Annotated in this window: 9 protein-coding genes, 1 tRNA gene and 1 pseudogene; 3 read left to right on the top strand and 8 right to left on the bottom strand. The window is 64.4% G+C overall.

The window, feature by feature from the left end; genetic code table 11:
* The 7 genes and pseudogenes from MOV74_RS21675 to MOV74_RS21645 all read right to left on the bottom strand — a co-directional run.
* Positions 1-131: pseudogene (locus MOV74_RS21675) on the bottom strand (LPS export ABC transporter ATP-binding protein); the annotation flags it as partial.
* A gap of 223 nt (positions 132-354) precedes the next feature.
* Positions 355-1,071, bottom strand: a complete 717-nt coding sequence (locus MOV74_RS21670) for an LptA/OstA family protein (RefSeq protein ID WP_246926503.1) — start codon at positions 1,069-1,071, stop codon at positions 355-357.
* Positions 1,072-1,076: 5 nt separating this feature from the next.
* Positions 1,077-1,805 carry an LPS export ABC transporter periplasmic protein LptC gene (gene lptC / locus MOV74_RS21665; RefSeq protein ID WP_246926502.1) on the bottom strand — a complete coding sequence of 243 codons (729 nt, stop codon included), beginning with the start codon at positions 1,803-1,805 and terminating at the stop codon, positions 1,077-1,079.
* Positions 1,806-1,940: 135 nt separating this feature from the next.
* Positions 1,941-2,555 (bottom strand): ribonuclease D, encoded by a 615-nt coding sequence (locus MOV74_RS21660; protein WP_246926501.1) that lies wholly within the window; start codon positions 2,553-2,555, stop codon positions 1,941-1,943.
* 103 nt (positions 2,556-2,658) lie between these two features.
* Positions 2,659-3,864, bottom strand: a complete 1,206-nt coding sequence (locus tag MOV74_RS21655) for a UbiA family prenyltransferase (RefSeq protein ID WP_246926500.1) — start codon at positions 3,862-3,864, stop codon at positions 2,659-2,661.
* 308 nt (positions 3,865-4,172) lie between these two features.
* A complete protein-coding gene (locus MOV74_RS21650; RefSeq protein WP_246926499.1) occupies positions 4,173-4,721 on the bottom strand; it encodes a hypothetical protein in 549 nt (182 codons plus the stop codon).
* A gap of 35 nt (positions 4,722-4,756) precedes the next feature.
* On the bottom strand, positions 4,757-6,274 hold the full coding sequence (locus MOV74_RS21645) for a hypothetical protein (RefSeq protein ID WP_246926497.1): 1,518 nt from the start codon (positions 6,272-6,274) through the stop codon (positions 4,757-4,759).
* A gap of 418 nt (positions 6,275-6,692) precedes the next feature.
* Here MOV74_RS21645 and MOV74_RS21640 point away from each other — a divergent pair, with 418 nt between their 5' ends.
* On the top strand, positions 6,693-7,964 hold the full coding sequence (locus MOV74_RS21640) for an MFS transporter (protein ID WP_246926495.1): 1,272 nt from the start codon (positions 6,693-6,695) through the stop codon (positions 7,962-7,964).
* A gap of 347 nt (positions 7,965-8,311) precedes the next feature.
* A complete protein-coding gene (locus tag MOV74_RS21635; protein ID WP_246926494.1) occupies positions 8,312-8,797 on the top strand; it encodes a lysozyme inhibitor LprI family protein in 486 nt (161 codons plus the stop codon).
* 62 nt (positions 8,798-8,859) lie between these two features.
* On the opposite strand, the gene MOV74_RS21630 is transcribed toward MOV74_RS21635, so the two are convergent.
* Positions 8,860-8,946 (bottom strand) — tRNA-Leu (locus MOV74_RS21630).
* A 151-nt stretch (positions 8,947-9,097) separates the two neighbouring features.
* On the opposite strand from MOV74_RS21630, the gene MOV74_RS21625 reads away from it, so the two are divergent.
* A partial coding sequence (locus MOV74_RS21625) for an NmrA family NAD(P)-binding protein (RefSeq protein ID WP_246926493.1) occupies positions 9,098-9,482 on the top strand: 385 nt, incomplete at its 3' end.

The following is a 9,482-nucleotide window of genomic DNA, read 5'->3' as shown; positions in this document are numbered from 1 at the left end:
GGCGCATCGCGGATCGGGCTGGTCACGAGCCCGCCGACACTGTCACCGAGCGCGGTGATGTCCTGGCGCGCAAATCCTGGCCGGCCGCGCTTGGCGGGGCGCCGACGGAACATGCTGAAGAGATCGACCATCCCCGCCTTCTAAGCCTTTCGCGACGATCCTGCGCGAATTCGCGCGATCTGCCGCACCGGCCTTTCGATTCGCCGATGCAGCATGAGTGAAGGGATGTCTCATGCCCAGTGAAACACGCCCGAAAAGCGGCGGACCCCGCTTCGATAGCCCTGCGCGCTAGATACAGTCTCGCCGGCCAAGCTTCAACCTCGGTTCGGTCGCATCCGAACCAAGACGTTGAATTCATTTCGGTTTACTTGCACCAGGCAACTGCAAAGGCGGCGCCCCGCCGGGCTTGCCCGAACCGCAATCATTGCCGCCGCCCTGCGGCAGCAGAGCCTGAACCCGGCCGTTGTCGGATTCCACCCGCGACACGCCCGTCGTCATGTCGACCATCAAACGGTCGCCGCGGAGCACGTTCTTGCACTGCGTCAGAACCACCTGGCCGCCACCGCCGAGCATGGTGATGAGATTGGTCCTGGTATCAAACACGGCGGTCTCGCCGGTCACCACCTGGTCCTTCTGGGTGACCACGACATTGCCACGTGCCTCCAGCCGCTTGATCGAGGAGCTGCCGCCCGGGCCCGGCTGCGCCGACTGCATCGGCGCCGACTTCGCGCCCTTCGCCGGTGCGGGCTGCGGCGTCGCAGGCTTGTCGCCGCCAGATTCGTAAAACACCACCAGCGTCTTCGAGGTCATGGTGGTGTCGCCCTGCACGACCTTCACATTGCCGGCGAAGGTCGCCTCCTTCTTCTTGTCGCGCATCTCGAGCGAGGCGGCCTCGATCTGGATCGGCTGGTCGCGGTTCTGCGAAAAGCCCTGCATCGCGTTGGGCACGCCCTGCATCGTGCTCTGCGCGAGGGCCGCTCCGCCGGCGACCAGCGCGACGCCGACTGCAAGTGCAGCCGCGCTGATGATGGCGCACCGCTTGTGGTCGCTGCGCGAAAAAGACTTGATCATGAAAATCATCTTGAGTTGGCAGACTTGTTCTGAGGCGTACGTGTCTTCGCCGGCGGCGCCGGCTCGGGTGGCGCAGGCTGAGCGGCGGCGGGCTCATCCAGCTTGTCCAGATGCATCACCACATTGCCCTCGAAGCGGATGACGTCGCCGCCTTCGGTGATGCGCAATTTGTCCGCGGTCAGCGTGCCATTGGTCAGCTTGACGTCGACGCGCTCGTCCGAGGAGACCGTGCCCTTGTTCATGTCGACGAAGGCGGAGTTCAGCCGCGCCTCGTAGCCGGTGGACGTGCGCAGGAAGATGTCCTTGTGCAGATCGAGCTGCTGCTGCTTGTTGTCGAAGCGGCCGGTGCGGGCATCTAGGAACAGGGTGGATTGATCCTCCATCAGCACTTTCGCGCGCAGGTCCTTGAGATCGACATGATCGGGATCGGTGATGTCCTGGGTCGCGGTCTTGGCCCAGAGCTCGTAGGGACGCTGGTCCGGCGTGAAGCCGGAAAGATGCGGCGACTCCATGGTGATCTTGGTGCCCGACACCACCATGTTTTCGACCGTGAGCGGCAGCTCCGGAATCCGGAATTTGTTAAAGAACGCGACGTAGATGATCACGGCCATGGCCACGACCACCGTCGCCGGCACCGAGACGCGCAGAATCCGCACCAGGCGGCTGTGGCGCGCCGCGCTGGCAAACTTCGCCGCAAGCGCGGCGTCGTAGGTGGGATTGTGGGCCGAATTCACCTGAGTTCCTGAGGTGTCGCTCGCCTGGTCCGGTTGAAGGGCGCTGCATTGTAACCGGCGGCGCCTGAATATGCAGCCCGCGACAGGCTGTTACGAAAGTGTCCGAAACGGGGCGACAACTCCCTCCAGGAGGGCTCAGGAGTGCGCGAAAATGTCCTCTTCCTCCCAGCCCTGGAGATCGAGCAGGGCACGGGTCGGCAGGAAGTCGAAACAGGCTTTGGCCAGCGCGGTGCGACCCTCCCGCACCAGCATGGCATCTAACCGCTCGCGCAGGGCATGCAGGTGCAGCACGTCGGACGCGGCGTAAGCGAGCTGCGGCTCGGTCAGGCTGTCGGAACCCCAGTCGCTGGACTGCTGCTGCTTGGAGAGATCGACATTGAGCACCTCGCGCACGAGGTCCTTGAGGCCATGGCGGTCGGTATAGGTGCGGATCAGGCGGGAGGCGATCTTGGTGCAGTAGATCGGCCCGGTCATGACGCCAAACGTCTGGAACAGCACCGCGACGTCGAACCGCGCAAAGTGGAAGATCTTGGTGATCTCAGGATTGGCCAGCAGCGCCTTCAGGTTCGGCGCGTCGGTGTGCCCCTTGGGGATCTGCACCACGTCGGCGCTGCCGTCGCCCGGCGACAGCTGCACCACGCAGAGCCGGTCACGGTGCGGGTTCAACCCCATGGTCTCGGTATCGATCGCCACCGCTCCGGTGTAGCGGGACAGGTCCGGCAGGTCGCCGCGATGCAGGCGTACGGTCATGGCGTTTCAAACCTCGGGTCGAATTGGTGCGTCGGCATAATAACGAATTCGGATTGCCCGCGATGTAGCCATTGCCGGCGGGCCGCGCAAGCGCGGGGTTCGGTCAGATCGCCGCCAGCATGATGCAGATCATCGCCGCGACCGTGATGCGGCTGGCGCCGTCGCGGAAGGTGTAGAGAATCGGATCATCCGGCATCTCGCGGCGATGCGCCATCATCAGGGCGCGGCCGAACCAGTAGAGCAGCAGCGGGTTGAGCAGCCACAGCATCCAGGGCCGGCTGTACAGCGGCGTGACCGCGCTCGAGGAGACGTAGAGCGAGAACACGGTCACCGCGTTCATCGCGCTCGCCGCCGCCATCGCGGCGATGATTTGCAGATCGGTGACGCGATAGTCGCGGTTGGAGGGATCGGCAAGGCCTGCGCTCTCGCGCATGCTGAGCTCGCTGAAGCGCTTGATCAGCGCCAGCGAGGTGAACACGAACAGCGAGAAGATCAGCAGCCATTCCGACAGCACCACGCCGACGCCGACCGCGCCGGCCACGATGCGAAGCGTGTAGAGACCGGCGAGCGTGACGATGTCGACCAGCATCTTGCGCTTGAGCACGAGCGAATAGGCGATCGTGGTGACGAGATAGGCGCCGAGCACGCCGAGGAACAGCGGCGAGATGCAGAGGCCGGCTGTGACCGCGAACAGCCACAGCGCAGGGATCGCTAATAGCGCGGACGAGATCGGCAAGTCGCCGGCCGCGAGCGCGCGATGGCGCTTGGTCGGATGCTGCCGGTCGGCCGCGAGATCGAGCAGATCGTTCATCAGATAGGCGCCGGATGCGCAGGCCGAGAACGCCAGGAACGCCAGCAACGCGGAGCCGAAGCTGGCAAGGTTCAGCTGATGCGCGGTGATCACAGGCACGAACACCAGCGTGTTCTTGGCATATTGATAGACGCGCAGCGCCTTCGCCCAGGTCTTGAGGCTGGCTCTGCTTCTGTCGCGATTTTCGATGTGCTCGATGGAGGCGCGATCGAACGGCAGGCTGCCCGCAGCGAGGTCGGCCGGGGTGACGACGCCGTCGAAGCCGAGATGCGTCGCGATGCCGGCGGCATGATCGGCGAAACGATCCGCGACGAGGTAGATCTTCTCGCCCCGCGCGCGCGCCGCCAGCGCCCGGTTCAGCACATCGGAATCATAGGGCAGATGGGCGTAGTCGATCTCGGCCCGAGCCAGGATATCGGTGAGCGCCGCCATGCCCGGTCGTCCGCCCGCACCGAAACGGGCGAGCATGAGGGCGGGCCTGCTGAAGAGCGCTTCCATCAGCAGCTCCGAGCGCAACAGCGCGCCTTCGAGATCGACGACAAGCGTCCTCGAAGCCGCCGGGGCTACCGACGGTGCACCAGACTCGTACTGCCGGGCAGGCTGCTCCATCCGAAAAACGCTTCTCGTGACCTCGACATGACCGGCATTCAGCCGGGGGAGCAGGGAAATGGACGGCCGCGAGCCTAGGGGGCATTCGCTAAGGGCGGCTTAATCGGGGCTGCAGGAGCCGCGGGAACAGAGTGGGGGAGCGCCAGCCGATCCGGAGATAAATGCAGCCTTATCAATAAGATAGAACCCAGAAACGCTCATTGCATCTTCTTCTGCGCAGGCACGGCCGGCTTGACGGGGGTCACCTGGGCTTGCGGCTGTGCCGTTGCAGCGTCCGGCGTCGCGATCGCGATCGCGAACAGACGCCATTGCCCGGCCACGACCTGAAACGTGAGATCGAACTGGATCTGCTGCGGCCGGGTCGGAATGTAGCCTGCAAGACGCAGCATTCCGCGCTGATCGAGCGCGGGCGCCTCGCTGAATTGCGGCGCCAGCAATGCAGCACCATAGAGGTCGAAGTTGCGGCGCCGCAGGTCGAGAAAATTCAGCCCGAGATCGGCGGCACTGTTGCGTGCCTGGAAGTCGGGCGCGGCGAGGTCGCGCAGCACCGTGTAATTGCCCGTGCGGTTGGCATCGTTGAGCGTGAGCAGTGTCGAGCGGATCAGATAGAGCGCTTTCTCCAGTGTGACGGGCAGCGACGGCTGCGCCGGGGCCGGCTCAGGCGTCTTCTGCTGAGCCATCGCCGCGTCGTTCGCACAGGACAGCAGCAGCGCCAGTGCGATCAGCGCTCGCGCAATCAATTGCATGGAACGACCCTTTGCATGGAACGGCCCTGCTGCCTTCACCAGCCGACGCGCATGCCGACGCGGCCGCCCAATCCGCCGCCATTCGTGCCATAGGTCAGACCGCCACTGGCCTGGACGTGCTCGCTGACGCGCAGCGCCGCGCTCATCGAGAGGGCATTGGTGTTCTGGAACGTCCCCCAGTTCATGCTCATCGCGATCCTCTCGGACGGCATCAGCCAGGGCGAGCCGGACATCGCGAAGGCCATCGCGACACCGTTGATCGCCTTACCGGTCCTGCCGTCGAGGTCGTTGAGGCGGGCGTTGATGCCTGCGAGCTGGCTGTTGATGCCCGCGATATCCGCGGGGCTCGCAAACCCGAGCGCACTGAGCGAGGTGGAGGCGAGATTGCCGGCAGCGTCGGTGGTGACGAGCTGCACGGGCCCGGACTGCGCGGTCGTGCTCGCGGCCGAGGTGACGCCTGTCATCGTGTAGGTACTGCTCGCGGTCCCGTAAACCTGCTGGTTCGCGCGCGTCGCCGTGGCGCCATTGCCGATCGCGGTTGAGTTCGCGAAGGTTGCCGATGCACCATTGCCGAAGGCCGACGAATTCGCGCCGGTGGCGTTGGCGCCGTTGCCCACCGCGGTGTTTGCGACACCGTTTCCGCTCGCATTGGCGCCGGTTCCAATGGCGGTGTTGAAGCTGCCGGTGCCGCTGGCATCAGATTGCGCACCGTTCGCGACGTTCCCCGAATTGGTGCCATGGGCATGCGCCAGATAGCCGGTCGCCGTGTTGAAGCTGTTGGTGCCAAGCGCGACGGCGGCGTTGCCGGTGGCGACGTTGTTGCTTCCGGACCCGCTCGCGTTGGAATTCAGGCCGGTCGCGATATTGTAGCTGTTGTCGCCGGTCGCGTTGGAGTTGACGCCGGTCGCAATGTTGCTGCTGCCGTTGCCGAAGGCGCTAGCGTTGGTCCCCGTCGCGGTGTTGGCGCTGGCGTCCCCGTAAGCCCTGGCGACAAACCCGGTCGCAAGATTTCTGCTGTTGTTGCCGGAGGCATTGGAACTGCGCCCTGTGGCAACGTTCCTGCTGTTGTCTCCGTTGGCCAGGGCGGTCAGCCCGGACGCAAGATTGCCGCTGTTGTTGCCGCTGGCGTTGGCGCCGGCGCCGGCCGCGATATTGGTACTGTTGTCACCGCTGGCTTGCGCGTTGTTTCCGGACGCCATGTTTTTGCTGCCTTCACCGCTGGCGATGGCTCCCGCTCCGGTCGCGCTGTTGAAGCTGTTGTTGCCGCTGGCGTTGGCATTGTTTCCCGTGGCCCCATTGGAGCTGCTATCGCCGCTGGCGTTAGCGCCGGCCCCGACCGCGGAGTTGTTGCTGCCGTTGCCGGCAGCGGAAGCGGACGGCCCACAGGCAAAATTACCCCCTGAGCCCGCCGCACTGGCGCCTTGGTCGGATAGGGCACCATCCACGCAGATGAACTGGGCCAGGGCTTGCGGCGCGCCGGCGCAGGCCGCGATCGCGGCAAGCAATGCCGTCGCGAGACAGGCGGCGATTCGCGCGCGCAACGAAATCATCATGTTGGTCCCCACCCCGTCCTCCTACCTTGCGACCGGCAAGTGGCGCACGAGGATCGAAGACCGCCGTCACTTCCAGCCCCAGGCCGCCACTGCGTCAAAACAATTGACGCTTGCGCGGCACGGCGACACTCAAAGCATGCAGTCCATGGCTTTGGAAGACGCCGGATGCGCGAGGGACCGCGCGGCATTGCGTCCTCCCATATTCATGGGGTGCGGGGCCGGCGCCAGGCTTCTCAACCCACGCACGCTTTTCGCGAAGCCGCCGGACGGTTGGTCGGATCGCGGGCTGTTGCACGGATTCCACAACCCGGCGCGAGCTTCAGGTTTCGGCAGGAACGAGGGCCGTGCGCCCGTGAAAATCGTGTCGGCCGACCCCATCTGCCAGTTTCTCTCCCCGCTCCCGACGAAATCGAGATCCATGACCGAACAGACGCTCGCTGCGCCTATCGACGATCCATCGGAACGCCCGCGCGGCTTCACGCGCTATCAGGCGCTTCTCATTGCGCTGCTCGCGTTCACGCAGTTCACCATCATCCTCGACTTCATCATCATGTCGCCGCTCGGCGCCATCCTGATGCCCGCGCTCGACATCACGGCCGGGCAATTTGGCATCGCGGTGTCGGCCTACGCGTTCAGCGCGGGACTGTCGGGCATCCTGGCGGCCGGCTTTGCCGATCGCTTCGATCGCAAGCGCATCTTGCTGTTCTTCTATGTCGGCTTCACGCTCGGCACCATGCTGTGCGCCGCGGCGCCGAACTACCACGTGCTGCTGCTCGGCCGGATCGTGACCGGATTGTTCGGCGGGGTGATCGGCTCGGTGGTGCTCGCCATCATCACCGATCTATTCCCGCTACAGCTGCGCGGTCGCGTGATGGGATTCGTCCAGACGGCGTTCGCCGCGAGCCAGGTGCTCGGCATTCCCGCGGGGCTGTTTCTCGCCAATCACTGGAGCTGGCATGTCTGCTTCATCGCGATCGTCGTGGTGTCGATCGCGGCGATCATCATCATCGCCTTCGCGATGGAGCCGGTCGATGCGCATCTGAAGCTGAGGCAGGACAGAAACCCGTTCCGCCACCTGGTCGCGACGATCGGTGAGCCGCGCTACACGCTGGCCTTTGCCGTCACGACATTGCTGGCGACCGGCGGCTACATGTTGATGCCGTTCTCCAGCGCCTTCACCGTGTACAATCTCGGCATCGACCTCACGCATCTGCCGACGATCTATCTCGTCTCCGGCCTGTTCAGCATCGTCACGGGGCCGATGGTCGGCAGGGCGAGCGATGCGTTCGGCAAATACCCGACCTTCGTGTTCGGCTGTGTGATGACCGTCATCATGGTGCTGATCTACACCCATCTCGGCCCGGTCTCGCTCGTGACCGCGATCACCGTCAACGTGCTGATGTTCGTCGGCATCTTTTCACGGATGATCCCGTCGCAGGCCCTGATGTCGGCGATTCCCGATTCCACCCAGCGCGGCTCCTTCAGCGCGATCAGCGCCTCGCTCCAGCAGCTCTCCGGCGGCCTCGGCTCGGTGCTTGCCGGCGCGATCATCGCGCAAGCGCCCGACGGCTCCCTGATCCATTTCGACCGGATCGGCTACGTCGTCGTCACGACGACGATGGTCACGCTGGTGATGATGTATTTTGTGCAGAAGGCGGTGGCGGAGCGGGCGGGGAAGAGGATGGTGTGAGGGGACGGTCCACAGGTACCTGTCCCGCGCGTGCGACGAGAGCGCCATCTCTATCGATCTAAGGCAGATCCAATCCTGCTCCACATTCAGGTGAACCAACGCGGCGCCTTCCATGACCAAAGTTGCATGTATCACCTATCGGTCGAAAACCTCGTAAGACGGGTCAAGACGCATTCAAGGACATCGATTGGAGAGGGCGTAGCCAAAGCCGCATACCCCCTCGTTTCCCCTTCCCACTCGCCGTCCGGCGCTTCCGCCACACCCGCCGGTCTACCGTCTTGCTGAGCTTCGTTTGCTCGCAATCGTATTGCGTTTCAAATTTTCGATGCGCTGAACGGAGATCTCCAATGAAGCTCAAACTTTCCGCCGCGATGTTCGCCGCAAGCCTCCCGCTCGCATCGATGGCTTTCGCCCAAGGCACCGCGCCAGCCGACCATGCAGTGATCGATGCCTGCCTGAAGACCGCGGAGAAAACCGGTGGTTTCGGCGGCGCGTGCGTCGGGCTCGTCGCCGACCCCTGCATCAAAGCGGCAGATGGCGCGAATGACGACGTCGCCAAATGGAAAGCCTGCGCGGCGCGCGAACTCGCCGTGTGGACGCAGAAAACAAGTGAGGCGCTAAAGAACGTTAAGGCCGGCGGATTCACCGACGTGATCAAGGCGGTCGAGGAATCCCAGAAGACTTTCGCCGCGTCGCGTGATCGCTTCTGCGGGGTCTTCGACAAAGTCGAGCCCGGCATGTACAAGGGCAGCGCGAGCTACTGCCGCCTGCGCGAGACCGCGAACCGCTCGCTGAGCCTGATCAAGCTCGGCGCTTCGGTCAACGAGCACTGAGAGGCGATCCTGACCGAGGACCCACTAACCCTCAGATTTCGCGAGGGATCGAAAGGCAAAGATGGTGCCCAGGAAAGGACTCGAACCTTCACGGCCGTTAAGCCACTGGCACCTGAAGCCAGCGCGTCTACCAATTCCACCACCTGGGCATGCCGTTTGGGGCACGGAGGCGGTTACTACGGTTCGGTGACGCCGTTGTCAATTCATGCTTCAAGCCCGGTTCGGGATGCCGATTGCGCATCGCAAACCGGCCCGATACAAGCCTGACAAGACGCACTCTTTTCCGCAGGAATGGCTCCTATGACATCGAATCTGGACACGCTCGTCACGGTTTTCGGCGGATCGGGGTTTTTGGGCCGCAGCGTGGTCCGCGCCCTGTGCAAGCGCGATTACCGGGTCCGGGTCGCGGTCCGGCGGCCGGAACTGGCCGGATTCCTCCAGCCACTCGGCCGGGTCGGGCAGGTCCACACCGTGCAGGCCAATCTGCGCTATCCGGCCTCGGTCGAGGCGGCGCTGCGTGATTCGCACGTCGCGATCAATCTGGTCGGCGTCCTCACTGAAGCCGGCGCGCAGACGTTCGACGCCGTTCAGGCCAGGGGCGCCGAAACGGTCGCCAAGGCGGCCGCCTCCGCAGATAGCTCCCTGGTCCATGTCTCCGCGATCGGCGCCGACGCCGAATCGCCCT

Origin of the sequence: Bradyrhizobium sp. SHOUNA76 (assembly GCF_023006445.1) — a bacterium.
Classification (GTDB): Bacteria; Pseudomonadota; Alphaproteobacteria; order Rhizobiales; family Xanthobacteraceae; genus Bradyrhizobium.
Note: the sequence above shows the minus strand (reverse complement) of the source record. Positions and strands in the feature narration are given on the sequence as shown.

Excerpts from the sequence above, each read along its gene's own strand:
- MOV74_RS21640 (WP_246926495.1), top strand. The coding sequence starts at position 6,693 with ATGACCGAACAGACGCTCGCTGCGCCTATCGACGATCCATCGGAACGC.
- MOV74_RS21645 (WP_246926497.1), bottom strand. The coding sequence starts at position 6,274 with ATGATGATTTCGTTGCGCGCGCGAATCGCCGCCTGTCTCGCGACGGCA.
- MOV74_RS21635 (WP_246926494.1), top strand. The coding sequence starts at position 8,312 with ATGAAGCTCAAACTTTCCGCCGCGATGTTCGCCGCAAGCCTCCCGCTC.
- MOV74_RS21650 (WP_246926499.1), bottom strand. The coding sequence starts at position 4,721 with ATGCAATTGATTGCGCGAGCGCTGATCGCACTGGCGCTGCTGCTGTCC.
- MOV74_RS21660 (WP_246926501.1), bottom strand. The coding sequence starts at position 2,555 with ATGACCGTACGCCTGCATCGCGGCGACCTGCCGGACCTGTCCCGCTAC.
- MOV74_RS21670 (WP_246926503.1), bottom strand. The coding sequence starts at position 1,071 with ATGATCAAGTCTTTTTCGCGCAGCGACCACAAGCGGTGCGCCATCATC.
- MOV74_RS21655 (WP_246926500.1), bottom strand. The coding sequence starts at position 3,864 with ATGGAAGCGCTCTTCAGCAGGCCCGCCCTCATGCTCGCCCGTTTCGGT.